Consider the following 24,117-nt stretch of genomic DNA (forward strand, 5'->3'; position numbering starts at 1 on the left):
ATTGCCCGCGAGTGTGTAAATCCGATGGATGGCAATGGAGTGACGGAATTCCGGATCCCGTGACCTGGTCCGGGAAATGTCGTTGCCAGCAAAGAGAGGGCAGCGGCAGCTCAGGCATTACCCCTGTAAGGGAGCAGTACGAATATCACACTGAGCACACGCAAGACTGCACTGAAATACAACGGATTTCCCTGCACAGGTAATGAAGGGCCGAGGGTTCCATGCGCAAGCTTCACAAGGCCGCGCTCGTCGTAGCAGCGGCCGGCGGTCTGACCGCCATCGGCGCCGGCGTCAGCGAGGCGGCCGACTACTACCCCGCCGGATACGCCGGTGCCGCTCCCGAGTACCCGGCACCTCAGTACGCTCCGGCGCCTCAGTACGGCCCGGCTCCCCACTACGGTCCGGCTCCCCAGTACGGCCCACCACCGCAGTACGGCCCGGCTCCTGCTCCCCAGTACGGTCCCGCGCCCCAGTACGCCCCGGCGCCCGCTCCCCATTACGCGCCGCCCCAGCACCGTGCTCCCCAGGTCGCGGCGTCGTCCCGCTCGGCGGGTGCCGCGCATGCCAGCCGTCCCTACTACCGGCCGCAGCCCCAGCCGGCACCGCACTACGCGCCCCCGCCGCCCGCCCCGCGCGAGCAGACCGGTTACGCCACCGCGTCGGCCTCGTCGGGCGGTTCCGCTCAGGCCTCCAACGCGCCGCACCCGGCTCCGCGGCGCCCGGCCCCGCAGCCGTCGGTTCCGCAGGTCGTGCCGCAGGTGACCCCGCAGACGGCCCCGCAGGTCATGCCGCAGGTCGCTCCGCAGGTCTCCGCACCGCAGGTCTTCGACCCGGAGCCCGCGCCGCGGGTCGCGCCGCAGGTGAACCCGCAGGTCAACCCTGAGGTGAACCCGCTGATCAACCCGCTGGTCTCGCCGGCCAGCGCGCCGCAGGTGCCCGGCCTCGGCCTCGGACAGGTCGCGGCGCCGCCCGTGGGCCAGCTCGGGCTGCCCCGGCTCGGCTGACGGCCGTCACGCAACTGCCCACCGTTTCGACCCCATCCCCCGCACAGCACAACCGCTCGACCAACGGAGAAGAAATGCGCAAGCTTCACAAGGCCGCCCTCGTGGGTGCCGTCCTCGGCAGTGTCGGCTCGTTCGGCGCGGGCACGGCCTCCGCCCACGGTGAGGCGATGGCCCACGACTTCGACATCACGCAGGGCATCGAGTGTCGTTCGCACGACATGAACATCGACATCCTGGGCAATGTCGGCGCCCTCAACAGCCTGCTGGCCAACGCCCTCAACGGTGAGGGCTCGCCGGGCGCGCAGCCCAGCCACCTCGGCTCGGACATGGGCTGCAACAGCGCGGTCAAGTAAGCGCACGAAGTGTCCGGTTCAACGCCCGCTCCGTCACGGGGCGGGCGTTGAACTGCTCGCCCCGAAGATCCGGAGGGACCGGTGAGACTGTCCTGTGCCGACGAAATGCTGCTGCTCAACGGGTGTCCGGGAGTCATCGGCCTGGCGGCGGTCCTCTCCGGCGAGCGGCCCGACGTGGATCAGGTGCGGGCGCGCGTCGTCGAGCGGTGGGCGGGCCTGGAGCGGATGAGCTGTGTGCTCGACGGGGCGGACGGGCGGCGTGGCTGTGCGCGGTGGGCCGTACCGGGGCCGTTCGATCCCGTCGCCCATGTCGCCGTGGCGGCGGACAAGTTGGACGACCTGTGGGCGCGGAGCGTGGACCGGCCGCTGGCCGGCGGGGTGCCGCCCTGGCGGCTGTACGTCGTCCCGGACGCGGCGCACGGCGGTGACTTCGCGCTGGCGCTGGTGGCCCAGCACGCGCTGCTGGACGGGCGGTCGCTGGCGACGCTGATGCGCTCGCTGATGGACGACCCCGGGCCGGCCGGGGTGCCGGGCCGGCCGGTGCCGTTGCCGCGCGGCGGGCTGCGCGCGGCCCGCCGGGAGCTCAGGGCGATGTCGGCTCCGGGGCAGGCCCTTCCGACGCGGGCGCCGGAGACGTACCCCTCGGTCGCGGTGGCCGAACTGCCCGCGCAGACCGTCCGGGCCGCGCGCCGGCAGCCCGCCGACGGCCGCGGCGCGACGCTGAACGAGCTGCTGGTGGGCGCGGTGGCCGGGGCGCTGCGGGCCGAGTACGGGCCGGTGCGGCGGTGGCGGGAGCGGGACGTGCCCGTGTACACGGCCGTACCGTGCGATCTGCGGGGCAGGGGGAATCCGGGCGAGCTCGGCAACACGCTCACCGTCGTCCGGGTCCCGCTGCCCGTCGACATCGACGATCCCGCGGCGCGGCTGCGGGCGTGTCAGGCGGCGCTGGCCGGCGTCCCCGAGCGGGCCGCCGTACACGCCACCGTGCTGTTCCCCGCGGCGGAAGCCGCACGGCGCACCGGACCCTGGGTGACCCGGCTGCTGAACCGCCGCGGCCGGCACTCCTGCTTCGCGGCGACCGCGACCACGGCCATGAAGTGGCCCGGCGCGGCGAGCACCTTCCAGGGCCGTCGGCTGGTGCGCACGGTCGGGCTGCCGCCGCTGCAGCACCCGGGCACCGTCAGCTTCGCCCTGGCACAGGCCGGGGACGCGTTCACGCTCACCGCGGTGGGCAACGTCGGCCCGGGCGACGCGGGCCGGCTCGCCGGCGCGGTCGTCACTCAGTTCGAGACATGGGCTCGGACGGCGACGCCGTCAGTGCTCTGACGGCACCAGGAGATGGAGGCAGTTGCATGGAAGCCGCACGCCGTGAAAGTGACGTATGGGAAGCGCTGCGCCCGCTGTGCGCGCGGGTGATGTCGGTGCCTCAGGAGGCGGTCGTGCCGCAGGCCCGGCTGGTCGCCGACCTGGGAGCCGACAGTCTGGACATCACCGAACTGGAGGTGGCCTCCGAGGAGTTGTTCGGGGTGTCCCTGCGCGGGCGGGACAAGACCGGGGTGTCCACCGTGGGTGATGTCGCCGACCTCATCGCGCGACTGCGCGCCGGCGCCCCCGACGCCCACCGCCCCCTCGCCCGATGACCGGCCGGCACGCCGTCGCCGTCACGGGGCTCGGCGTCCGCTGCGGGGCCGGGGCGACTCCGGCGGCGCTGTGGGAGAGCCTGGTGGGCTGCCGCTCGGCGGTCTCGCTGCACGCGTTCGACGACGAGGGCACCGTCGTGTACCCCGCGTGTCCGATCACCGACTTCGACCCCGCCGGGTATCTGACGCCCAAGGAGCTGCGGCGGGCGGACCGTTCGGTGCAGTTGGCCGTGTGCGCGGCCGCGGACGCCGTGGCGGACGCCGGAGGGCTGCACGTCGCCCCCGGTCGGCGGGCCGTGGTCACCGGCACCGGATACGGCGGGGTGATCGGCCAGGAGAACGGCATCGGACGTCCCGATGTGCTCTACGCGCCCCGGCTGATGCACAACGCCGGGGCGTACTGGATCAGCGCCCGGCACCGTGTCACCGGGCCCAGCCTGACCATCTCCACCGCCTGTGCCTCCGGAACGCACGCGGTGGGTGAGGCGATGCAGATGATCCGGGCCGGCGCTGCGGACACGGTGGTGGTCGGCGGGCACGACAGCCCGCTGACGCCCACCACCGCGCTGGCCTTCGGGCGGGCCGGGGCGATGGTCACCGAGTGCGCGGATCCGGCGTCCGCGTCACGGCCGTTCGACGTCGGGCGGCGGGGATTCGTCCTCGCCGAAGGGGCCGCCTTCCTGGTGCTGGAGCGGCTGGACCTCGCCCGCGCGCGCGGCGCCCGGGTCCACGCCACGCTCACCGGGTACGGGCGCACCTCCGACGCCCACCACCTCACCGCACCGCATCCCGACGGTGCCGGGGCCCGGGCCTGCATGGAGCTGGCGCTCGCCGACGCCGGGGCGAGCGCCGAGGCCGTCACCCACGTCAACGCGCACGGCACCGGCACCGAGCTGAACGACCTCGCCGAAGCGCACGCCATCAGCGCCCTGTTCGGCCCGCGCGCGGTGCCCGTGACCGCCCCCAAGGCGGTGACCGGGCACGGGCTGGGCCTTGCGGGGGCGCTGGAGGCCGTGATCACTGTCCTGTCGGTGCGCGAAGGGCTCGCGCCGCCGACCGCGCATCTGACGCGGCTGGACCCCCGGTGCGAGCTGGACATGGTCACCGGCGAGCCGCGCAAGATCCCGGACGGGCCGGTGATCAGCAACAGCTTCGCCTTCGGAGGCCACAACGCCTGTGTCGTCTTCGACTCGCCGCACGTCTGAGCGGTGACCTGGGATCGGGAGGCTGTGGAGGATGAGGCTGACGGCCATCGAGGAAGGGCATCTGCGCAACGGGCTGCCGGGGACGGTCGGCATCGCCGCGCTGTTTCCCGGAGAACCGTTTGAGCCGGCCTGGGTACGGGCCCGGGTCGCCGAGCGCTGGGGCGGTCTCGACCGGATGAGCCTGGTGCCGGTGCCCCCCGCCGGGCCGTCGGCGCTGTCCGGCCACCGGTGGTCGGCCGCCCCGCCGTTCGATCCCGCCGCGCACATCGCCGCCACCGACCTGGACGTGGACTCCCTGCTGGCCGGCGGCGTCACCCGGGCGCTGCCGCCCGGGCGGCCCCTGTGGAAGCTGCTGGTGACCCGGCGCCCCACCCCGGCCGGCGAACACGCCGTGGTGCTGCTCGCCCATCATGCGCTGCTGGACGGCAGGTCCCTGGAGACCCTCTTCCGGATGCTGATGGACGACGCCGCGCCGCCTCCTTCGCCGGCCGCGGCGGTGGCGCGGCGGCGGCCGGCGGTCCGTCTCGCCGCCGTGGGCCGGGAGTTGCGGCGGATCGGGGTACAAGGGCAGCCCGTACCGCCGTCGTCCGGCGGCGAGACGCGGCCCTCGGTGGCGGTGGCCGGGATCGACCCGCACGTGATGCGTGCCGCCCGCCGCCAGCCGGCCGACGGGCGCGGGGCGACGCTCAACGAACTGCTGCTGAGTACGTACGCCGGTGCCCTGCGCGCCTGCCACGGGCCCCTGCGGTCGTGGCCGAGAGGGCCGGTCCCGCTGTACGCCACGGTGCCGGTCGACCTGCGCGGCCGTGGCGACGCGCGGCAGCTCGGCAACGGCGTCACCGCGCTGCGGGTGCCGCTGCCCGTCGACCTCGACGCTCCGGTGGCCCGGCTGCGGGCCTGCCAGGACCAGGTCGCCGCGTTCGACCGGCGCTGCGAGGCGCACCGCGCGATCCTTCCCGCGCTCCAGGGCGCCGCGCGCACCGTGCCGTGGCTGGCCGGGGTGATGGCCAGGAGGCTGGCGCGTCCCGAGCTGACGACCAGTCTGTGCACCGCCTTCAAATGGCGGGACAACCCCAGCCACCTGCACGGCCGGCCCCTGTCGCGGGTCGTCCCCCTCCCGCAGCTCTCCCCGCCGGGCACCGCGAACCTCTGCCTGGTGCACACCGCCGACGCCTACACCCTCACCGTCGTCAGCCATCTGGGCGCGGGCGACGCCGAGTTGATCGGTGCCGCCGTGGTGCGGGAGCTGGAGGCGCTCGCGGCGGCCGGGGCGCCTGCCGCGCGGGCCGCTCGAGGACTTCGTACGCCTTAGGGCTTTCGCGCGTCGTGGCTCAGGGCGCGGGCCAGTTCCGGGTGGGTCAGCGCCTCCGCGCTGTCGACGAACTGGTCCACCGCGCCGACGGGCGGCAGGTCCTTCAGGACCGGGTCGCCGATGCGGGCCAGCAGGGCGGCGGTGAAGCGGTCGGCGCGCAGGACGCGGAACGGGCGCGAGTGGTACGGGCGCGTGGTGGGGGCGACGCGGTCGGTCAGACGCAGGTCGTTGTGCTGGTGGGCGACGATCTCGTAGGCGTGCGCGAGATGGCGTTCGCGGGTGTGCCAGTCCCCGGCGGCGAGGGCCGCCGTGAGGACGGGGGTCAGGCGTGGGGCGGAGGCGGTGCGGGCGAAGGCGCTGCCGAGCCATTTGCCGTACGGCGGGTAGCGGCGGTCCATCAGCAGGCACAGCCGCATCAGATCGCGGGCCAGGCGGGCGGTGACGACGGCGGAGCCCAGCTCGTCGCCGACCTCGCCCGCGCGGCCCACGAAGGCCTCCTCGTGCGCGATGCGCTGCCACTGGCACGCCAGGACGTACAGCCAGACGTCATGGGGGTACCAGCCCAGCGCCTGGCGTAACGGGGTGAGGGTGTGCAGCCCGTCGTGGAAGACGGCGCCGGCGGTGACCTCGGCCAGGAGCTGGGAGGGGGTGGCCAGCCAGTCGGCCGACGTGATGCCCTGGCCCGGGTCGAAGCCGAGGGCGTCGGTGAACCAGGCGGAGGTGCCGGTCACTTCGACGCGGTGCTCTTCGTGCGGGCCGAAGCGCGTGGGGTGGCCGAGGAAGGCCTTCGGGAGGTGCTCGGCGAATATGTGTCTGATGCGGGCCGCGTGCCGGGGCACGTCATGGCGGTGCAGGAACACCTGCAGGCGCGGGCCCCACTCGTGGTCGGCCGAGCGCGGGGTGTCGTAGCCGAGGACCTCGGAGCCGCTGCCGATGCGGGCGGCGGAGTGGGGGACACCGGGGGCGGCCTCCTCCAGCAACGGGCGTACGGCGTCGGTGTAGAAGCGGCGGGAGAGTTCCAGGCCGGGGATGAAGTCGGGGTCGGACGCGGGGGTGTGGGGGAGGTGCATATGCGTGGGGCTCATGCTGGGAAGCCGTGCCCATTCGGTGAGGGCTCATGCGAAGTGCGTTCACACTGTTGCGGGTTGCGGACATTCGGGCCGCGGCCGGCCGGGGTGGTTCCTCAGGCGGCTCGCGATCTCCAGGTGAGCGGCGAGCGGGGCGTGGTCCTCCTCGAGCTGCCACAGGGAGTTCTGCAGGACGCGGCCCAGCGTCCAGGCGCGCGCCCGGTGCCGGTCGAGGCCGAGGACGTCCGTCATGGCGTCGAAGCGCCACCGCACCTCGTCCGGCTCGAAGCGGTTCCACAGCGCCGGGAAGAGGTCGAAGCCGGGGTCGCCCGCGAGCGGCTTGGGGTCGATGGCGAGCCAGGGCGCGCGGTCGGCGGCCAGGACGTTCTCGAAGTGCAGGTCCCAGTGCAGCAGTCGGTCGCCGGGCTCGGCGGCGACCTCGCGCACCGCCGCCGCGCAGTCGGCGACAAGGCGGCGAGTCGCCGGGTCCGGGAGGAGTTCCAGGGCCGCGGGGGTCCGCTCCAGCATGGCTTCGGCGATGTCGCCGAGGCGGCGCAGCCCGGCCGGGGCCGGGGTGGCGGTGAGGCGGGCCAGCAGCCGGGCGACGACCAGGGTGGCCTCGCGGGAGTCCGGCAGCTCGGCCAGGAGCCGGTCCGCGTCGAGCCGTTCCAGCAGCAGCGTGCCGGTCTCGTCGTCGCACTTCAGCAGCCGGACGGCGCCCTCGCCCCGCCACGCCCGCAGCGCGACCGGCTCGCCCACGGTCTCCTCGTCGACGTCCTGGAGCTTGAGCACGGCCCGGGTCCCGTCGGCGTCCAGCACGGGCAGGACCAGTGCGCAGCGGCCGTACATCGTCGGACCGTCCAGTCGCAGTCGCCAGTGCTCCAGGAAGCGCGCGGCGCGCTCCGCGAGCGAGGCGACGTAGGCCCGGCCCGCCTCTCCGTCGTACCGCACGTGCTGGGCGATGAGTTCGTCCGGGATGTCGATCATCTTGGCGAGCCTAGCGGGCGGCGAAGCTTTGCTTAGTGATTGCCATTTTCACCTCCCCCTCCAACTTCCCTTTGCACAAAGCTGCTTCACAGCAAGTGTCATGTGCACCAGGTGCACCACGCGTTTCTCAGGGGAGGCACTTCATGTCAGTCAGCGGTCGGCGAGCGAGACGCGCATGGGCCGTGCTCGCCACCTTCGCCGCACTGGGCCTGACGGTCACTCAGGCCCAGGCGGCGGCACCGGACGACACCGACCCGTTCGGGGTCCGGATTCTCAGCGAGGGACCGGGGGAGGAGGAACCCGGGGACGGCGGCGAGGAGAACGAGCACATCGCCGCGCGCGCCGAGGAGTACGCCCAGGCCCGCACCGCGCCGGGCGGCATCGTGGCGCCGGGCGCCTTCGGGGCGGCGTTCGGCGAGATGCTCGACCTGCCCAGCACCAAGGGCGGTTGGCGCAACGACACCCGGCTGCCGTACGACGCCGACGACCCCCGCTACCGGGACATCAACTCCAACTCCAGCGGCGGCGCGGGCAAGGTGACCGGCCGGGTGACGGGCATGGCGGCCGACGACCGCGGCACCGTGTACGCGGGCTCGGCCAACGGCGGCGTCTTCCGGTCGCGCACCGGCGGCGGCCACTGGACGAACATCTCCGACGAGCTGCCCGCCCTGTCCACCGGCGACCTCCAGCTCGACCCGCGCGGCCGCCTCTGGTACGCCACCGGCGAGGCCAACACCAGCGCGACCGCCTTCCTCGGCACCGGCGTCTACGTCCTGAAGGACCCGCGATACGGCAAGTTCAGCCGGCGCGACCGGGTCGGCGGCGACGAGCTGGAGTCGACGTCCATCAACGCGCTGCGCTTCGCCGGCGACAAGGTGTGGGCGGCGACCACGCGGGGCGTGTGGAGCCACAGCACCAAGACGCTCAAGGGCGCCTGGAAGCTGGAGTTCGCGCCCAACCCGGACTATCTGCCGGGCGGCCCCAAGGACAACGACGAGAACGCCGCGTACAAGAACATCGCGAGCGACATCGCCATCGACCCCAAGGACCCGGACAAGGTCGTCCTCGCCATCGGCTGGCGCAGCGGGGACACCTACAACGGCTTCTACGCCAAGGCCAAGGACGGCAGCTGGAAGCGGCTGACCGACCTCGGCGAGCTGCCGACCAACGCCGAGGACGTCGGCAACGTCAGTTTCGCGCGCAGCGCGGACGGGTCGCGGTACTACGCCATCGACCAGTCGCCGCGGCAGATGGCCGGCAACCCGGACAGCGGCCTGGCGGGCATTTTCGTCTCCAGGTCGGGCTCGCCGACCGGCAAGTGGACGAAGATCGCCGACTACAAGCAGCTGCGCGACTCCGGCTCGGCGCTCACCGGCGAGGGATACCAGCCCGGCATCCAGGCCTGGTACAACCAGTTCCTCACCGTCGACCCGAAGAACCCCGACCATGTGTACGCCGGCCTGGAGGAGGTCTTCGAGACCAAGGACGGCGGCAGGAGCTGGTCCGTCCCCGGCCCGTACTGGAACTTCGGCTTCGACTGCTGGTCCATCGACCCGGCCAAGCAGTCCGGTGACTGCCCGCAGACCACCCACCCCGACCAGCACGCGGTGGCGATCGGCAGCTACTACGGCAAGCCCTACGTCCTCGTCGGCAACGACGGCGGCGTCTACCGGCGCCCGGTCGACGGCAGCGCGAACGCCGACGGTCACGCGACCGACTGGACGTCCCTGAACGACGGCACCATGGACGCCCTGCAGTACTACTCGGTGGGCGTCGGCACGGATCCGGCGGGGCGCGGTATCGCGGTCACCGGCGGGCTCCAGGACAACGGCCAGTCGATGCTGCGGCCCGGCGACCGGGTGATGGGCTCCAACTTCGGCGGTGACGGCGGCGACACGATCACCGACCCGGACAACGGGTGCAACATCGCCGAGGAGTACGTCTACCTCTCGGTGTCCGTGACGCAGAACTGCGCGGTGAACGACGGCAGTTGGACCGAGGACGAGTCCAAGGCCACGTCGTACTCGGTCGCGCCGCCCGACAACCAGACGTCCGAGGCGCGCTTCATCGCGCCGCTGAGCGCCGACATCAAGGACAAGAACACCTGGGTCGCGGGCGGCCGGCACGTGTGGATCAACACCAAGGGCTACGGGATCCGCAGCGGCAGCGAGTGGTTCAAGGCCTTCGACCTCGGTCAGGGCCGTACCGCCACGGCGGTCGCCTCCTCCGGCGGCAAGGTGTACGCGGCCTGGTGCGGCCCCTGCAACAACCAGGGCTTCGCCCGGGGCGTCGCGGTCGGCAACGCCGACGGCACCGGCTGGCACGAGCTGAACCTGCCGGTCGACAGCACGGTCCCCAACCGCTACCTGTCCGGCCTCGCCGTCGACCCGGCGGACTCCGACCATGTCCTGCTCGCCGTCAACGGCTTCTCCCGGAAGTGGACGGAGGGCCCCGGCGCGGGCGTCGGCCACCTCTTCGAGACCAAGGACGGCGGCGCGACCTGGAAGGACATCTCCGGCAACCTGCCGGACGTGCCCGCCAACTCGGTGGTCCTGCTGAAGAACGGCACGATCGCCCTGGGCACGGACCTCGGGGTGCTGGTCCGCACGCCGAAGTCGGCCGGGTGGAAGGTGGCCGGGTGGAACCTGCCGACCACCGCCGTCCTCCAGCTCAAGACCGGCCCGGACGGGCGGCTGTACGCGGCGACGCACGGGCGCGGGATCTGGTCCATCGACGTACGACGGCTGCGGTGACGTGAGCCGGAGGGGAGGGGTCCGCGGTCCGGGGGCCCCTCCCTTCGCGCTGCTCAGGCCACCTTCTCCGGGACCGGCGTCTCCTCACCGGCGCCGTGCTTCGGGGGCTTCGTCGTCACCATCAGGGCCGCGACCAGGCCGGCCGCGAGCATGATGGCGGCGGCCCACCAGATGGCCACCGTGTAGCCGTGCACCACGCCCTCCCTGACGATCAGGTTCCGCCGGGCCGGGTCGGTGAGGTGGGCGGTGATGTAGGCGGCGCTGCTGGTGGTGGCGACGGTGTTCAGCAGGGCCGTGCCGATGGAGCCGCCGACCTGCTGCGAGGTGTTGATCGTCGCCGAGGTCACCCCGGAGTCCCGCGGGGCCACGCCCGCCGTCGCCGTGGCGAACACCGGCATGAAGATCAGGCCCATGCCGAGGCCCATGAGGATCAGGGCGGGCAGGATGTCGGCGGCGTACGAGGAGTGCACCGTCAGCCGGGTCAGCAGCATCATGCCGATCGCCGCCAGCAGGGCGCCGGGGCCCATCAGCAGGCGGGGTGCGACACGGTCCAGGAGCCGGGCGGCGATCTGGGTGGAGCCCGTGATGATCGCGGCGGTGAGGGGGAGGAAGGCCAGCCCGGTCATCACCGGCGAGTAGTCGAGGATGACCTGGAGGTAGTAGGTCATGAACAGGAAGAGACCGAACATTCCGATCACGGCCAGCGCCATGGTCAGGAAGCAGCCCGCGCGGCTGCGGTCCTTGACGATGTGCAGGGGGAGGAGGGGCATCGGGGCCCGGTTCTGCCACCACACGAAGGAGCGAGCAGGACGACCCCCACCGCGAACAGGGTGAGGACCGTCGGGTCGGTCCAGCCGCGCGGCTCCGCCTCGGCGAATCCGTAGACGATGGCGACCAGGCCGCCGCAGCCCAGCAGCACACCGGGCACGTCCAGGCGGGCGCCGGTGTGGCCGGGGCTGCCGTGCAGCAGGGCCAGGGCGCCGATGACCGCGATCGCCGCGATCGGCACGTTGACGTACAGGCACCAGCGCCAGTCCAGGTACTCCGTGAGCAGGCCGCCGACGATGAACCCGATCGCGCTGCCGCTGCCGGCCAGGGCGCCGTAGATACCGAAGGCCTTGCCGCGCTCCTTGGGGTCGGTGAAGGTCGTCGTCAGCAACGACAGGGCCGACGGGGCCAGTACGGCGGCGAAGACGCCCTGCAGGGCGCGGGCGCCGAAGAGCATGCCGGAGGTCGTGGCGGCGCCGCCCAGCGCGGAGGCGGCGGCGAAGCCGACGAGGCCGATCACGAAGGTGCGCTTACGGCCCACCAGGTCGGCGATCCGGCCGCCCAGCAGGAGCAGTCCGCCGAACGCCAGGGTGTAGGCGGTGATCACCCACTGGCGGTTGCCGTCGCTCATGCCGAGGTCTCGCTGGGCGGACGGCAGCGCGATGTTCACGATGGTCGCGTCGAGGACGACCATGAGCTGCGCGAGCGCGATGATCACCAGGCCCCACCAGCGGCGGGGGTCGGCGTCTCGGGTGACTTCACCCGTTGGTATTCGATCGCGGAACTGGTGCGGTATGCGGTCGGGCGAAGGGTCCTGGCCGGTCATGGCTCCAGTACCACCTTTCCGGCGGTCGCGCGCGTCTGAAGGGCACGGTGGGCGGCCGCCGCCTCCGCCAGCGGGAAGCGCTGCACGGCAGGGGTGAGGCGGCCCGCGGCGGCCTCGGCGAGGGCGCGCAGTTCGAGGGTCTGTACGGGGTTGGGGCCGCCGGCCTTCCGCATCATCGCGGGGCCGAGGACGTTCTCGGAGACGCCGTCGACGAGGTAGGGCTCGCCGTCGTGCAGGCCCTGGCCGGACCAGCCGAAGACGAGGTGCCTGCCGCCGGGCGCGAGCAGGGCGACGCACTCGCGGGCGACGTCGCGGCCCACGCCGTCGAGGACGACGGTGGCGGGCCGGCCGCCGAGGAACGCGCGTACCTTCCCGGGCCACGCCGGGTCCGAGTAGTCCACGGCGAGATCGGCGCCGTTCTCCCGCACGCGCGCGGCCTTCTCCGGGCCCCCGGCCAGACCGACGACGACGGCGCCGGCGTTCTTGGCGTACTGCACCAGCAGGGTGCCGATGCCGCCCGCGGCCGCCGGGATCAGGGCCACCGCGTCCGGGCCGAGGTCGGCGAACTGCACGATCCCCATCGCCGTACGGCCCGTGCCGATCATGGCGACGGCCTCGGCGAAGTCGAGGTTCGCCGGGATCTCGTGGGCGCGGTCGACATCGGTGACGGCGAGTTCGGCGTAGCCGCCCGGCGCGAAGCCGAGGTGGGCCACGACGCGCTTGCCGAGCCAGAGCGCCGCGACACCCTCGCCGAGGGACTCCACGACCCCGGCGACCTCGCGGCCGGGGATCGTGGGCAGCGTCGGCAGCTCGGGCGCCGGGCCCTGGATGCCCTCGCGCAGGGCCGTGTCGAGGAGGTGGACGCCGGCCGCCCGTACGGCGATGCGGACCTGGCCGGGGCCTGGTACGGGGTCGTCGGTGCGCTCGTGGACGAGGTTCTCGGCCGGGCCGAAGGTGTGCAGGCGGATGGCGTGCATGGGGTCCCCCATTGGTCGAGTTGTTCGAGCTCGGGTCTGTCAGGACGCCTACTCCGTCGCCGGAGGCGACTGTCAGATGCTGCAACCTGAAGCTTGCTTGAGGTCAAGGGTGTGCCGGCCGAGGGCCAGGGACACCGCCGTGAGCGCGCTGTTGAAGGAGACCTCGGACAGCACGCCGGGAGCGGCCACCTGATCGCCCGCCAGATAGACCCCGTCGCCGCGGTCGACGGCCGGGCGGTCCCGCCAGCTCGTGCCGGGCAGGTCGACGGCGCCGGTACGGCCGTTCGCGACGGCCTCGCTCCGCCAGGTGACGCGCTCGCGCCAGCCGGGGAAGCCGAGGTCGAGCAGCCGCTCGGCGCGGGCGATGCCGTCGGCCCGGGACTCGTGCGGGGCGATGGGGACCTGCCCCTGGATGAGCTGCTCACCGGCCGGGGCCAGCGACCGGTCCTGGGCGGTGAACCGCTCGATCCACCCGGTCTCGTCGAGGTCGGAGACGACGAAGGCGTCCCCGCGCCGGGTGCGCACCGCGAGATCGATCAGCGCGGTACGTCCGCTCGTCCAGGTCAGGGAGTCGTCCCTGAGCAGACGGCGGGCGGAGTCGAGGGAGGTGGCGACGATGACGGGCGTGTCGGTGGGGAGTTCGTCGACGCGGGACAGGGTCTCCATCCGGACCCCCAGGTTCCAGGCCCGGGCCGCCATCCGGTCGATCATGGTCGCCCAGCCGCCCCGCGGGTAGTGCGCCTCCGGCGGCAGCTTGGTGGCCCGCCGCAGCCGCTCCCGCACGAACGCGGCGGACAGCGCGCCGGGGTCGTGGTGGAACAGGGCGACGGCGGAGTAGTGCGCGGCGGCACGGGCGCCCTCCTCGCCGGCGATGCCGGTCGCCCACGTCATGAAGTCCACGTCGACGGGCGCCTGCGGCAGGGCGGGCCGCAGCAGCTTGAGCATGGCGAACGGCGGGGTGCGGCGCAGTACGCCACGGTGCCGCAGCCGCAGCCGGGCGGCCTCCAGGGGCGGGATCGGCGCGAGCGGCCCGATGAGGTCGCGCTGCTTGAGCCAGGCCCAGTGCGGGCCGCCGCTGTACAGGGCGTGCGGTCCCTCGTTGGCCCGGTACGGCCCCTCGGTGGTCCGCGCCCGCCCGCCCAGGGTGTGGTGGGCTTCGTACACGGTGACCTTGGCGCCCGCCTCGGCGGCGGTGATGGCCGCGGTGAGTCCGGCGAAACCGCCGCCGACGACGGTGATGCGGTGCATGGCTGGGGGTCTCCCTCGTGCTCGGGGTCGCCTTTCTTGCGTTCCTCTGTGAGTACGACGGTCCGGGGTACCCCGAATGTGACATCGGCAGTGATCCGGGCGGGTCGTCGCAGGTCAGGGGGATTGTCAGTGGTGGGGTGCAGCATGGGGGCATGGCGAGGAGAGCGATGGGCGAGCGCGGCGGTGCGGGCCGGGGCGGAGTGAAGGGGGCGCGACGGCCCGAGGTGCGGCTGCCGGCGCTGGAGCCTTTCCGGGACGGGGAGTTGGAGCCGGACGGGGACTACGACGGCCTGGAGTTCCGCGAGGAGGACCTGAGCGGGCACGACGGCGGGGGCGCCCGCTTCATGGACTGCGCGCTGAAGGGCTGCGTCCTGGACGAGACGCGGCTTCATCACGCCCGGATCCTCGACTCGGTCCTCACGGCGCCCCGGGGTGTCGGCACCGACCTCGCCGAGGCGACGCTGCGCGATGTGGAGCTGGCCGACGCGCGGCTTGGCGGGGTGCAACTGCACGGGTCCGTGCTGGAGCGGGTGGTGATCCGGGGCGGCAAGATCGACTACCTGAACATGCGCAAGGCCAAGCTCAGAGACGTCGTCTTCGAGGGCTGCGTGCTGGTCGAGCCGGACTTCGGGGGTGCCCGCCTGGAGCGGGTGGAGTTCGTGGACTGCGCGGTGAAGGGGGTGGATCTCACCGGGGCGAGCCTGGCGGACGTGGATCTGCGCGGGGCGGCGGAGCTGGAGATCGCGCGGGGCGTGGACCGGCTGGCCGGGGCGGTGCTCAGCACGGCTCAACTCCTGGATCTGGCACCGGTGCTGGCGGCACAGCTGGGGATCCGGATGGAGGAGGGATGACGGCCGGCCGGCGTTTCGGCGCGCCGCTCAGCCCACCCGTGGAAACCGTGCCTGGAGCGTCCAGACCGCCGGGTTCTCGCCCAGGTCCTCGTGCAGGTCGATCAGGTCGGCGAGCAGATCGTGCAGGAAGTCGCGGGCCTCACGGCGCAGTTCGGCGTGCGAGAAGGTCAGCGGGGCCTCCTGCGCCGGCATCCAGTCCGCCTCGATGTCCACCCAGCCGAAGCGGCGTTCGAAGAGCATGCGGTCGGTGGACTCGGTGAAGTCCAGTTCCGCCCGCTGGGGGCGGGAGGCGCGGGAGCCGGCCGGGTCCCGGTCCAGCCGCTCGACGATGTCGCACAGGGCCCAGGCGAAGTCGAGCACCGGCACCCATCCCCAGGCTGTGGACAGCTCCCGGTCCGCCTTGGTGTCGGCGAGGTAGACGTCCCCGCAGAACAGGTCGTGGCGCAGCGTGTGGACGTCCGCGCGGCGGTAGTCCGTCTGCGGGGGATCCGGGAAGCGGGTGGAGAGGGCGTAGCCGATGTCGAGCACGTAGGGGATGGTGTCACGCCCGACCTCGTAGGATCACCGGCGTGTCCCGTTTCGCGCCCGTTGCCCTGACCCTCACCTTCGCCCTGCTCGTCCTGACCGCGTGCAGCAGCGGAGTCCAGGGCACCCCCGGCGGCTCCGGCGTGCGCGACCCGTACTTCACCAAGGCGGGCAACGGCGGCTACGACGTCACCCACTACACCCTCGACCTCGACTACGACCCCGACGAGGAGCACCTCACCGGTACCGCCGAGATCACCGCACGCGCCGGCAAGGACCTCTCCGCCTTCGACCTCGATCTGAAGGGAATGGACGTCGAGGAGGTCTCGGTCGAGGGCAGGCGCGCCCGTTGGAGCCGCAACGGCCAGGAGCTGGTGATCCGCCCCCACGACGACCTCGACGAGGGCGAGACCTTCCGCACCACCGTCCGCTACTCCGGCACCCCGCAGACCCTCACCGACCCCGACGGCTCCGAGGAGGGCTGGCTCCCGAACGCCGCCGGCGCGCTCGCCCTCGGGGAGCCGACCGGGTCCATGGCGTGGTTCCCCGGCAACCACCACCCCTCGGACAAGGCGTCGTACGACGTCTCGGTGACCGTGCCCAAGGGGCTGGAGGCCGTCTCCAACGGCGAGTTGGCGGACCGGAGCACCAGCGACGGCCGTACGACGTTCCACTGGCGCACGGCGGAGCCCATGGCGAGCTACGTGGCCACGCTGGCGATCGGCGACTACGACATCACCCGCTCCACGGTCACCGGCGCGAACGGCGCCGAACTGCCCGTCTACACCGCCGTGACCCCCGCCCAGGCCGCCCCCGCCCGCAAGGCGCTCGCCCGGCTCCCCGAGATCATGGAGTGGGCGGAGTACAACTTCGGCCCGTACCCCTTCTCCTCCACCGGCGCGATCGTCTCCGACGCGGACGACTCCGACTACGCCCTGGAGACCCAGAACCGCCCGGTCTTCCCCGGCGCCCCCGGCACCGAACTCCTCGTCCACGAACTCGCGCACCAGTGGTTCGGCAACTCCGTGACGCCGAAGAGCTGGCGGGACATGTGGCTGAACGAGGCCTTCGCGACGTACGCGGAGTGGCTGTGGCAGGAGGACAACGACGGCGACACCGCCCAGGAGACCTTCGACGCCTTCTACGACCACGGCGGCGAGGACCGCAAGAACATCTGGTCCTTCCCACCCGCCAGGCCCACCAGCGCCGCGCACATCTCCGACCCGCCCGTCTACGAGCGTGGCGCGATGGTCCTCCACAAGATCCGCCAGACCGTCGGCGACGACACCTTCTACGACATCGTCCAGGGCTGGGCCGCCGCCCACCGCCATGGCAACGCGGACACCGACGACTTCACGCGGTACGTGGAGAAGAAGGCCCCGGACGAGGACTTCACGGCCATCTGGGAGGACTGGCTGTACGGCGACGGAAAGCCCGACACCCCCTAGGCCAGCTCCTTGCGCAGCACCGTGCAGGGGCGGTCGAGCTGGCGGTCCCTGCCGTAGCCGATGGTCTCGTAGCCAAGGGCGGTCCAGAAGTCGAGGGCACCCGGGTTGTTGTCGAGGACGGCGAGGCGTACCGCATCCCGCCCGGCCGCGCGGAAGCGGTCCTCCACAGCAGCCGCGAGCCGCCTGCCGTAACCCTTGCGATGTGCCGCCGCGTCCACCATCAAAAGCCCGATCCAGGGATCCGGATCGACCGGGTCCGGATGACTGGCCAAAGTGATCACGATCCCCACCAGCCGCCCCTCACTGCGGGCGAGCAGCACCTCCGCGCCCGGAACCAGCAACTCGTCGGCCAGCGCGGCGGCCACCTGCTCGGGGCGGATGTCGTCCGGGTCCGGGAAGTCGCCGCTGAGCGCGTGGAAGTCGCGGTTGGAGGCGTAGAGAGCGGTGAGTTCGGTGAGGACCGGGGCCGGGATGTCGTGGTCGGGGGTGAGCGGAAGAGGGTCGAGGATCATTCGGGCAACCTATCGAAGGGCCTGACGACCTTGGCCCCCGGCCGAAGCCGGGGGCCAAGGTGAGACATGGCGTCGTCGACGATCAGACGTTCACGCCGAAGTCCTGGGCGATGCCCACCAGGCCCGAGGCGTAGCCCTGGCCGACCGCGCGGAACTTCCACTCGGCGCCGTTGCGGTACAGCTCGCCGAAGACCATGGCCGTCTCCGTGGCCGCGTCCTCCGACAGGTCGTAGCGGGCGATCTCGGAGCCGCCGGCCTGGTTCACGATGCGGATGTAGGCGTTGCGGACCTGGCCGAAGTTCTGCGAGCGGTTCTCCGCGTCGTAGATCGAGACCGGGAAGACGATCTTGTCGACGTCGGCCGGGAGACCGGCGAGGTTGACGTTGATCGCCTCGTCGTCGCCCGCGCCCTCACCGGTGCGGTTGTCACCGGTGTGGACGATGGTGCTGTCCGGCGTCTGCTTGTTGTTGAAGAACACGAAGTGGGCGTCCGAGTAGACCTTGCCCTGGGTGTTGACCGCGATCGCGGAGGCGTCGAGGTCGAAGTCCGTGCCGGTGGTGGTGCGGACGTCCCAGCCGAGGCCCACGGTGACGGCGGTCAGGCCCGGAGCCTCCTTGGTGAGCGAGACGTTGCCACCCTTGGACAGGCTTACAGCCATTGTTTGGGAGTCCCTTCCCTCGTTGCGGTACGGCTAGAAAGCTACAGCTACCCCTATGAACGCGAAGAGGGGTGCCCCAAGTTCCATGTGTCTTTACTTTCTTTGCCAAAGAGCACCCATAGGGGGATACGCGGGAGATATTCGCGTGACGTGGACCGGACAGAGGCGGGAACATGGAGAACATGTCCGGTCCCTACGTCATCCGTGGCTCCGTCTCGCTCCCCGAGGCCGAGCTCATGTGGCGTTTCTCCCGCTCGAGCGGCCCCGGCGGCCAGCACGTCAACACCAGTGACTCCAGGGTGGAGCTGAGCTTCGACCTCGCGAAGACCGAGGCGCTGCCCGACGTATGGAAGCGCCGCGCCCTCCAGCGCCTGGCCGGCAAGCTGACCGACGGCGTCCTCACCGTCCGAGCCTCCGAGCACCGCTCCCAGTGGCGCAACCGCGAAACCGCCGCCGTACGCCTGGCGGCCCTCCTGGCCGAGGCAACGGCCCCACCCCCCAAGCCCCGCAAGCCGACCCGCATCCCCCGCGGCATCAACGAACGCCGCCTGAGGGAGAAGAAGCAGCGCGCGGAGACAAAGCGGGGCAGGTCGGGTCGCGACTGGTCGTAAGGACCGGTGGCCCATGCCACCCGTACTGGCGCAACGGCGAGCAGGGGACGTGCCGGGGGGTGTCCGCCCGCAGCGGCGGGCGTCAGCAAAGGCCGGCCTCCCTGTCCAAGGGCAACCGTCCGACCGAGGACGGACACCCCCCGGCGCGGCCCCGACCCCCGACGGCGAGTAGTGCGCAACGCAAGCCCTCACCGAACCGCAACGGGCCGCCGCAGGCATCCCCCCGTCACACCCGCGCCTCCCGATCCGTCATCCCACTGACGACGGACAACGACGAGAGGCCGCACCCCATGACCGCCGACGACACCCACCTCCTCGCCCTGCGCTTCGAGGCACACCGAGGCCACCTCCATGCCGTGGCGCACCGCATGCTCGGCTCGACCGCCGAGGCGGAGGACGCGGTGCAGGAGGCCTGGTTCCGGGTGAGCCGTACCGACACCCGCGCCGTCGACAACCTCGGCGGCTGGCTGACGACGGTCGTCGGCCGGGTCTGCCTGGACATGCTGCGCTCGCGCAGGTCCCGCGCCGAGGAGCCCTTGGAGACCACCGCGCCCGTCCACACCGCCGCTCCGGCCACCGCCCCGGCCGCTGACCCCGAGCAGGACGCCCTCCTCGCCGACTCGGTCGGCGCCGCCCTGCTCGTCGTACTGGACACCCTCACGCCCGCCGAGCGGCTGGCGTTCGTGCTGCACGACCTGTTCGCGGTGCCGTACGAGGAGGTCGCGGCCATCGTGGACCGTACGCCGACGGCCACACGGCAACTCGCCAGCCGCGCCCGGCGCCGGGTACAGGGCGCCGACGCGCCCGAGGCCGACCTCGCCCGGCAGCGGGAGGTCGTCGACGCCTTCCTCGCCGCCGCGCGGGGCGGCGACTTCGAGGGGCTGCTCGAGGTCCTGGACCCGGATGTCGTCGTGCGTACCGAGGCCGGGGTGACCACGGGCGCGGCGGCGGTGGCACGGGGCGCGACGGCCTTCGCCAACCGCGCGGGTGCCGGCGCAGGCGCCGGCCGGCCCGCACTGGTCGACGGTGCGCCCGGCGCCGTACTGCTCGCCGAGGGGCGGCGTGTGGAACGGGCCCTGAAGTTTGCGTTCGTACGGGATCGCATCGCCGTGATCGACATCGTCACGGACCCCGGGCGGCTGTCCCGGCTGGACGTCCAGCCGAATTAGGACACCGAATCAGGACGGACCCTGGCCCGACCGGTCCAGCTTCAGCACGCCCACCGTCTCGCCCTCGCTGGACTCCCCGTTGGGGCGGAAGCCGAGGCCGAGATAGAAGCCCTCGGGGCCGTTCGGGCCGGGGTGCCAGGTGACGTACAGCTCCTTGCCGTCCCGGCGGCGGATCTCATCGGCCACGGACTCGACCGCGAAACGGCCGTATCCGCGGCCCTGTTCCGCGGCCGAGATGTTCAGGCGCCACAGGCCGGAGCGGTGGGCGCTGCCGTCGCCGTACCAGTCGATGTCGAAGAAGGCCATCAGGAACCCGACCGGGCGGTCGTCGTCCACGATCAGGCGTGGCCAGGCGACGCCGGGATGGACGTATGCCTCGGCGAGCGACTTCACGACCGGATCGACCGCGTGTTCCTGATCCGGGCGGACCTGGATGCCGAGGGCGGCTTCGAGATTGCGGGAGGAAACCTTTTCGAGGCGCAGCCCGGCTGTCGCTGTCGTCGTCATGTGCGCACCCTAGGCGGGGAGTTCACCGACGGCGAATGAATTCCGCAAGCGGCGAACTCACCCCAAGTGCCGGTAACGGCCCCGGAAATACGTCAGCGGTCCTCCGTCCGCACTCGGCAGCGAGGCCGACAGAACGCGTCCGATCACCAGTGTGTGGTCGCCGGCCGGCACCCGCTGCTCGGTGCGGCACTCCAGCGTGGCCAGGGCGCCGCCCACCAGCGGGGCGCCGCTCTCCTTGCCGCGGACGTACGGGATGTCGGCGAACAGCAGCCGGTCGCTGACCCGGCCCTTCATGGCGAAGCGGCCCGCGATGTGGCGCTGGCTCTCGGCGAGGACCGAGACCGCCCACAGCGGCTGCTCGGCGAGCAGGTCGTCCATCCGGGAGCCCTCACGCAGGCTGACCAGCACCAATGGCGGATCCAGGGACACCGACAGGAACGCCGTGGCCGTCATGCCGACGTCCTCGCCGGCCGGGGCGTGCGGGTCGTCCGGGTCCAGGGGCGGCTCCAGCGCGGTCACCAGGACCACGCCCGCGGCGAGCCGGGACATGGCGGCTCGGAACTCGTCGTTGCTCACCCCCTCAGCATGCCGGGCGCCGCTGCGGGAGGCGGGGAGGAGGGCGGCCGCGGGCTGCGCGGCAGGGGAAGTGTTCGGCACGCCGAAAACGCTAATGTCGCTTCCGCACACCCACATCGGGCCTGCGCCCGAGAACGGACCTAGGACGGACCTAGGACTCCCGGCGGACTCCCGAGAGACCCCGTTCAGAAAACGCACAGGAGAAACGCAGAAACGCCGCCCAATTGTTCACGTTTACCTGTGACTTGAGTCACAAGAGCCAATAATTGTTGACCCTGTGTACCGAGTGGGCAGCGCGCTGTGATTCAGTGGCGGGGAACTAGCAAGGGACGTTACGCCGAAGTAGAACCCTTGATTCACTGCGAGGTCTCGGGGGGAGGGCGAGCATGGAGACCGAGTCGGAGCCGTATGTCCGTCTTGCGACCCTGCGGCAACTTCACCAGGTCATGGCTGACATGAACACGGCTCGAAGCCTGGCGGACACACTGCAGACCGTCGCCGACGGCGTCGTCAACGGCCTCGGCTACGAGCTCGCGTGCGTCAACCTCGTACGCCCCGACGGCGACCTCGTGGTCGCCGCCTTCTCCGGCAACCCCGCCGCCGAGGCCCTGATCACCGGCCGTGTCGGCTCCCGCGAGGCCTGGGAGCGCCGGCTGGGCATGGGCCAGCACTGGGGCGACCTGGTCTTCATACCGCACACCGAGGGCTGGGTCCTCGACGACGACGATGTCCCGCAGTGGTACACCGACGGCCCCGCACCCCGCTTCGAGGACGAGTGGCATCCCTCGGACCGCCTCTTCGCGCCGATGTACACGCCCGGCGTGCCGGGCGGCGCGTGCGGCGAACTGATCGGGGTGCTGTCCGTGGACCGGCCGCGCAACGGCCGGCTGCCGGGCGCGTGGGGGCGCGAGGCGCTCCAGATGTACGCGTTCCAGGCCGCGATCGCCATCAGCAACGCACGTCTACGCGCGAATATGCAGCGGGCACTGGTCAGGCTGGAGCGCGACCAGCAGGCCCTGCGCGCCAGTGAGGAAAGCTTCAGGCAGGCCTTCGAGTACGCCCCCTCCGGCATGGCCATCGCCGAGATGGGCGGCGACCAGCACGGCCGGATCCTGCGGACCAACGACGCGCTGTGCCGTCTCCTCGGCCGCCCCGCCTCCGCGATGCGCCGCTACTCCTTCTCCGACCTGGTCCACCCCGAGGACATCGGCACCCTGCTGCGTACGTCGGCGGAGGGCGGCCGCGCGGAACTCCGGCTGGGGCGGCGGGACGGCAGCTACGTCTGGGTCTCACTCCGCAACAGCGTCGTCGCCGACGCCGCCGACGGCCCCCGTTTCCTCCTCACCCACGTCGAGGACATAGAGGAGCGCAAGCGCCGCGAGCTCCAGCTCGCCCACCGCGCCTCCCACGACTCCCTCACCGGCCTGCCCAACTCCGCCGAGCTGCGCTCCCGCCTCTCCGCCCGGCTGTGCAGGCGCCCCGCGCACGCCGGCGCGCTGGAGTCCATGGACGCGGCCTACGGCCACCCGGCGGTCTTCGACGCCAATGGCCACGGCTTCGACTTCCCGGGCGGGGCGGCGCTCGATGCCTACGACCACCACGTCCACACCGTCTCCCCGGACGAGGGCGAGCGCGACGACGGCACCAAGGGGCTCGCGGTCCTCTTCTGCGACCTCGACGGCTTCAAGTCGATCAACGACCGGTTCGGGCACAACGCGGGTGACGCGGTCCTCATCGAGGTGGCCCGCCGCCTGTCCCGTGCGGTCCGCGACGGCGACACGGTGGCCCGCCTCGGCGGCGACGAGTTCGTGATCCTCGCCGACGGGCTCGGCCGGGCCGACGCGCAGGACCTCGCCGTACGCCTGCGCAACGAGATCATCCAGCCGATCCGGGCGGAGGGACGTGCCGTCCGCGTGGGCGCCAGCTTCGGCATCGGGTGGGCACACTGCGGCATGACCGCGGACGAAGTGTTGAAGTCCGCTGACGAGCGGATGTACGTAGAGAAACGATCTCGTCCCAAACAACACAGACGCGCGGGATGAATCCCAGGTCAGCGAGCTGATGCGGTCTGGGTCACCCGTTTGGGCCAGCGGGAGCGGGTAGGCTCGCCATTCTGACTGACCTATCGCAACGCCCGCACCTGGTGAGGAGTACCACAGGGATGACGTCCGGAAACAACGGCGCGAACACGCCGCCCGAGGACGACGACCCGTTCGGCTACCTCTACGCCGACGGCCAGGCCAACGGAGCCCAGCCACCGTCCGGTGGCTACGGCTACCCCAACGCCGTGAACCGGGTGCGCGCGGTCGGCCAGCGCCAGTACGGCCAGCAGCCGCCGGCCGCGCCCCAGATCCCCCAGCAGCAGGGCGCCTACGGCCAGCCGAACGCGCACTACGCGGCACCGGAGACGCTGCCCGGCGGCGCACCGACGACCCAGCAGCCGTCCTACAGCGGCGGCAGCGGACCCGGCGCCGGCCGCGGCGGCGGCCCCAACACCAAGGGGCTGCTGATCGGGGCCATCGCGGTCGTCGCGGCGGTCGTCATCGGCATCAGCGTGGCCATGCTGGGCGGCGACGACGATCCGGGCGACAAGGGCAACGAGGCGGGGGCGACGCCGTCGCAGTCCCAGAGCGCGGAGTCGAGTCCTTCGGCGAGCAGCAGCGCGGGGGCGAGCGAGGAGGACCTGCCGGCGATCGATGCGAAGGCATTGCGCCTGGAGGGCGGCACCAACACGGCCTCCGAGTTCAAGGGCGCCAAGGCGGACGGCGGGATCTACGTCACCAACTTCAACAACGTCGGCGCCAAGGTTGTCTGGTCCGTCAACGGCATCGAGAAGGGCGGAACCTACCGGCTGTACGTGCGCTACGGCGTCCCGGGGAAGGACGCCGACGCGACGCTGGTGGTCAACGGCACGGCCAACTCGCAGCCGCTGAACATGGAGAACTTCGGCAACACGCCCGAGGGTGACTGGGAAAAGGGCTGGAAGACCACGTGGGCCAACGTGAACCTGACCAAGGGCACCAACACGATCGAGCTCGCCTGCAACGAGGGCAACCAGTGTGACGCGGTTCTCGATCAGATGTACATCACCGTGGACAAGGACAGCTGAGCAGCACGACG

The 24,117-nt window shown here is 72.1% G+C and carries 22 protein-coding genes and 1 pseudogene; 13 read left to right on the forward strand and 10 right to left on the reverse strand.

The window, feature by feature from the left end; genetic code table 11:
• Window positions 1–221: 221 nt before the first annotated feature.
• From ACP4J3_RS41515 to ACP4J3_RS41540, 6 genes are all read left to right on the forward strand, one after another.
• A complete protein-coding gene (locus tag ACP4J3_RS41515; protein WP_426541828.1) occupies window positions 222–1,004 on the forward strand; it encodes a hypothetical protein in 783 nt (260 codons plus the stop codon).
• A 74-nt stretch (window positions 1,005–1,078) separates the two neighbouring features.
• Complete coding sequence (locus ACP4J3_RS41520) at window positions 1,079–1,357, forward strand: hypothetical protein (protein WP_426541830.1); 279 nt, start codon at window positions 1,079–1,081, stop codon at window positions 1,355–1,357.
• An 81-nt stretch (window positions 1,358–1,438) separates the two neighbouring features.
• Window positions 1,439–2,683, forward strand: coding sequence for a wax ester/triacylglycerol synthase domain-containing protein (locus ACP4J3_RS41525; protein WP_426541832.1), 1,245 nt, complete (start codon window positions 1,439–1,441; stop codon window positions 2,681–2,683).
• A gap of 26 nt (window positions 2,684–2,709) precedes the next feature.
• Window positions 2,710–2,997, forward strand: a complete 288-nt coding sequence (locus tag ACP4J3_RS41530) for an acyl carrier protein (protein ID WP_426541834.1) — start codon at window positions 2,710–2,712, stop codon at window positions 2,995–2,997.
• Window positions 2,994–4,202, forward strand: coding sequence for a beta-ketoacyl-[acyl-carrier-protein] synthase family protein (locus ACP4J3_RS41535; protein ID WP_426541836.1), 1,209 nt, complete (start codon window positions 2,994–2,996; stop codon window positions 4,200–4,202). Before ACP4J3_RS41530 ends, ACP4J3_RS41535 begins: the two co-directional genes overlap by 4 nt.
• Window positions 4,203–4,233: 31 nt before the next feature.
• On the forward strand, window positions 4,234–5,514 hold the full coding sequence (locus ACP4J3_RS41540; RefSeq protein ID WP_426541838.1) for a wax ester/triacylglycerol synthase domain-containing protein: 1,281 nt from the start codon (window positions 4,234–4,236) through the stop codon (window positions 5,512–5,514).
• On the opposite strand, the gene ACP4J3_RS41545 is transcribed toward ACP4J3_RS41540, so the two are convergent.
• Both ACP4J3_RS41545 and ACP4J3_RS41550 read right to left on the reverse strand, forming a co-directional pair.
• Window positions 5,511–6,599: a DUF4037 domain-containing protein gene (locus ACP4J3_RS41545; RefSeq protein WP_426541840.1), complete on the reverse strand. Its 1,089-nt coding sequence runs from the start codon at window positions 6,597–6,599 to the stop codon at window positions 5,511–5,513. The genes ACP4J3_RS41540 and ACP4J3_RS41545 overlap by 4 nt on opposite strands.
• A 45-nt stretch (window positions 6,600–6,644) precedes the next feature.
• On the reverse strand, window positions 6,645–7,568 hold the full coding sequence (locus ACP4J3_RS41550; protein WP_426541842.1) for an aminoglycoside phosphotransferase family protein: 924 nt from the start codon (window positions 7,566–7,568) through the stop codon (window positions 6,645–6,647).
• Between the two features lie 143 nt (window positions 7,569–7,711).
• Here ACP4J3_RS41550 and ACP4J3_RS41555 point away from each other — a divergent pair, with 143 nt between their 5' ends.
• Window positions 7,712–10,321, forward strand: a complete 2,610-nt coding sequence (locus ACP4J3_RS41555) for a glycosyl hydrolase (protein WP_426541844.1) — start codon at window positions 7,712–7,714, stop codon at window positions 10,319–10,321.
• A 53-nt stretch (window positions 10,322–10,374) separates the two neighbouring features.
• On the opposite strand, the pseudogene ACP4J3_RS41560 reads toward ACP4J3_RS41555, so the two are convergent.
• The 3 genes and pseudogenes from ACP4J3_RS41560 to ACP4J3_RS41570 form a co-directional block, all read right to left on the reverse strand.
• Window positions 10,375–11,807, reverse strand: a pseudogene (locus ACP4J3_RS41560) (MFS transporter).
• Window positions 11,808–11,911: 104 nt separating this feature from the next.
• Entirely contained in the window at window positions 11,912–12,892 is a 981-nt protein-coding gene (locus ACP4J3_RS41565) for a zinc-binding dehydrogenase (protein WP_426541846.1), read from the reverse strand.
• A gap of 72 nt (window positions 12,893–12,964) precedes the next feature.
• On the reverse strand, window positions 12,965–14,140 hold the full coding sequence (locus ACP4J3_RS41570; RefSeq protein ID WP_426541848.1) for an NAD(P)-binding protein: 1,176 nt from the start codon (window positions 14,138–14,140) through the stop codon (window positions 12,965–12,967).
• A 152-nt stretch (window positions 14,141–14,292) separates the two neighbouring features.
• Here ACP4J3_RS41570 and ACP4J3_RS41575 point away from each other — a divergent pair, with 152 nt between their 5' ends.
• Window positions 14,293–14,991: a pentapeptide repeat-containing protein gene (locus ACP4J3_RS41575; RefSeq protein ID WP_426541850.1), complete on the forward strand. Its 699-nt coding sequence runs from the start codon at window positions 14,293–14,295 to the stop codon at window positions 14,989–14,991.
• Window positions 14,992–15,018: 27 nt separating this feature from the next.
• On the opposite strand, the gene ACP4J3_RS41580 is transcribed toward ACP4J3_RS41575, so the two are convergent.
• The gene (locus tag ACP4J3_RS41580; protein ID WP_426541852.1) at window positions 15,019–15,519 is read right to left on the reverse strand and encodes a hypothetical protein; all 501 of its coding nucleotides are present in this window, start codon (window positions 15,517–15,519) and stop codon (window positions 15,019–15,021) included.
• A gap of 41 nt (window positions 15,520–15,560) precedes the next feature.
• On the opposite strand from ACP4J3_RS41580, the gene ACP4J3_RS41585 reads away from it, so the two are divergent.
• A complete protein-coding gene (locus ACP4J3_RS41585; RefSeq protein ID WP_426541854.1) occupies window positions 15,561–16,964 on the forward strand; it encodes a M1 family metallopeptidase in 1,404 nt (467 codons plus the stop codon).
• Here the strand turns inward: ACP4J3_RS41585 and ACP4J3_RS41590 are convergent.
• Together ACP4J3_RS41590 and ACP4J3_RS41595 are read right to left on the reverse strand one after the other, a co-directional pair.
• Entirely contained in the window at window positions 16,961–17,476 is a 516-nt protein-coding gene (locus ACP4J3_RS41590; RefSeq protein ID WP_426541856.1) for an N-acetyltransferase family protein, read from the reverse strand. The two genes, ACP4J3_RS41585 and ACP4J3_RS41590, sit on opposite strands and share 4 nt — an antisense overlap.
• 82 nt (window positions 17,477–17,558) lie before the next feature.
• Window positions 17,559–18,134, reverse strand: coding sequence for a TerD family protein (locus ACP4J3_RS41595; protein ID WP_426541858.1), 576 nt, complete (start codon window positions 18,132–18,134; stop codon window positions 17,559–17,561).
• Window positions 18,135–18,307: 173 nt separating this feature from the next.
• On the opposite strand from ACP4J3_RS41595, the gene arfB reads away from it, so the two are divergent.
• Both arfB and ACP4J3_RS41605 read left to right on the forward strand, forming a co-directional pair.
• On the forward strand, window positions 18,308–18,745 hold the full coding sequence (gene arfB, locus ACP4J3_RS41600; RefSeq protein WP_426541860.1) for an alternative ribosome rescue aminoacyl-tRNA hydrolase ArfB: 438 nt from the start codon (window positions 18,308–18,310) through the stop codon (window positions 18,743–18,745).
• Window positions 18,746–19,035: 290 nt separating this feature from the next.
• Window positions 19,036–19,914 (forward strand): sigma-70 family RNA polymerase sigma factor, encoded by an 879-nt coding sequence (locus ACP4J3_RS41605; RefSeq protein WP_426541862.1) that lies wholly within the window; start codon window positions 19,036–19,038, stop codon window positions 19,912–19,914.
• Between the two features lie 9 nt (window positions 19,915–19,923).
• Here the strand turns inward: ACP4J3_RS41605 and ACP4J3_RS41610 are convergent, their stop codons facing one another.
• Complete coding sequence (locus ACP4J3_RS41610) at window positions 19,924–20,421, reverse strand: GNAT family N-acetyltransferase (RefSeq protein WP_426541864.1); 498 nt, start codon at window positions 20,419–20,421, stop codon at window positions 19,924–19,926.
• A 57-nt stretch (window positions 20,422–20,478) separates the two neighbouring features.
• Window positions 20,479–21,078 carry a flavin reductase family protein gene (locus ACP4J3_RS41615; protein WP_426541866.1) on the reverse strand — a complete coding sequence of 200 codons (600 nt, stop codon included), beginning with the start codon at window positions 21,076–21,078 and terminating at the stop codon, window positions 20,479–20,481.
• 305 nt (window positions 21,079–21,383) lie between these two features.
• Between ACP4J3_RS41615 and cdgB the strand changes: the two genes are divergently transcribed.
• Together cdgB and ACP4J3_RS41625 are read left to right on the forward strand one after the other, a co-directional pair.
• On the forward strand, window positions 21,384–23,039 hold the full coding sequence (gene cdgB, locus ACP4J3_RS41620; protein WP_426541868.1) for a diguanylate cyclase CdgB: 1,656 nt from the start codon (window positions 21,384–21,386) through the stop codon (window positions 23,037–23,039).
• Between the two features lie 119 nt (window positions 23,040–23,158).
• Window positions 23,159–24,106 carry a CBM35 domain-containing protein gene (locus tag ACP4J3_RS41625; RefSeq protein ID WP_426541870.1) on the forward strand — a complete coding sequence of 316 codons (948 nt, stop codon included), beginning with the start codon at window positions 23,159–23,161 and terminating at the stop codon, window positions 24,104–24,106.
• Window positions 24,107–24,117: the final 11 nt, after the last annotated feature.

The sequence above is a fragment of the Streptomyces sp. UG1 genome (genome assembly GCF_049974585.1).
Lineage (GTDB): Bacteria > Actinomycetota > Actinomycetes > Streptomycetales > Streptomycetaceae > Streptomyces.

Bases quoted from the DNA above. Each gene is read 5' to 3' on its own strand.
- ACP4J3_RS41515 (WP_426541828.1), top strand. From the start codon at position 222: ATGCGCAAGCTTCACAAGGCCGCGCTCGTCGTAGCAGCGGCCGGCGGT.
- ACP4J3_RS41520 (WP_426541830.1), top strand. From the start codon at position 1,079: ATGCGCAAGCTTCACAAGGCCGCCCTCGTGGGTGCCGTCCTCGGCAGT.
- ACP4J3_RS41530 (WP_426541834.1), top strand. From the start codon at position 2,710: ATGGAAGCCGCACGCCGTGAAAGTGACGTATGGGAAGCGCTGCGCCCG.
- ACP4J3_RS41535 (WP_426541836.1), top strand. From the start codon at position 2,994: ATGACCGGCCGGCACGCCGTCGCCGTCACGGGGCTCGGCGTCCGCTGC.
- ACP4J3_RS41540 (WP_426541838.1), top strand. From the start codon at position 4,234: ATGAGGCTGACGGCCATCGAGGAAGGGCATCTGCGCAACGGGCTGCCG.
- ACP4J3_RS41545 (WP_426541840.1), bottom strand. From the start codon at position 6,599: ATGAGCCCCACGCATATGCACCTCCCCCACACCCCCGCGTCCGACCCC.
- ACP4J3_RS41550 (WP_426541842.1), bottom strand. From the start codon at position 7,568: ATGATCGACATCCCGGACGAACTCATCGCCCAGCACGTGCGGTACGAC.
- ACP4J3_RS41555 (WP_426541844.1), top strand. From the start codon at position 7,712: ATGTCAGTCAGCGGTCGGCGAGCGAGACGCGCATGGGCCGTGCTCGCC.
- ACP4J3_RS41565 (WP_426541846.1), bottom strand. From the start codon at position 12,892: ATGCACGCCATCCGCCTGCACACCTTCGGCCCGGCCGAGAACCTCGTC.
- ACP4J3_RS41570 (WP_426541848.1), bottom strand. From the start codon at position 14,140: ATGCACCGCATCACCGTCGTCGGCGGCGGTTTCGCCGGACTCACCGCG.
- ACP4J3_RS41575 (WP_426541850.1), top strand. From the start codon at position 14,293: ATGGCGAGGAGAGCGATGGGCGAGCGCGGCGGTGCGGGCCGGGGCGGA.
- ACP4J3_RS41590 (WP_426541856.1), bottom strand. From the start codon at position 17,476: ATGATCCTCGACCCTCTTCCGCTCACCCCCGACCACGACATCCCGGCC.
- ACP4J3_RS41595 (WP_426541858.1), bottom strand. From the start codon at position 18,134: ATGGCTGTAAGCCTGTCCAAGGGTGGCAACGTCTCGCTCACCAAGGAG.
- arfB (WP_426541860.1), top strand. From the start codon at position 18,308: ATGGAGAACATGTCCGGTCCCTACGTCATCCGTGGCTCCGTCTCGCTC.
- ACP4J3_RS41605 (WP_426541862.1), top strand. From the start codon at position 19,036: ATGACCGCCGACGACACCCACCTCCTCGCCCTGCGCTTCGAGGCACAC.
- ACP4J3_RS41610 (WP_426541864.1), bottom strand. From the start codon at position 20,421: ATGACGACGACAGCGACAGCCGGGCTGCGCCTCGAAAAGGTTTCCTCC.
- cdgB (WP_426541868.1), top strand. From the start codon at position 21,384: ATGGAGACCGAGTCGGAGCCGTATGTCCGTCTTGCGACCCTGCGGCAA.
- ACP4J3_RS41625 (WP_426541870.1), top strand. From the start codon at position 23,159: ATGACGTCCGGAAACAACGGCGCGAACACGCCGCCCGAGGACGACGAC.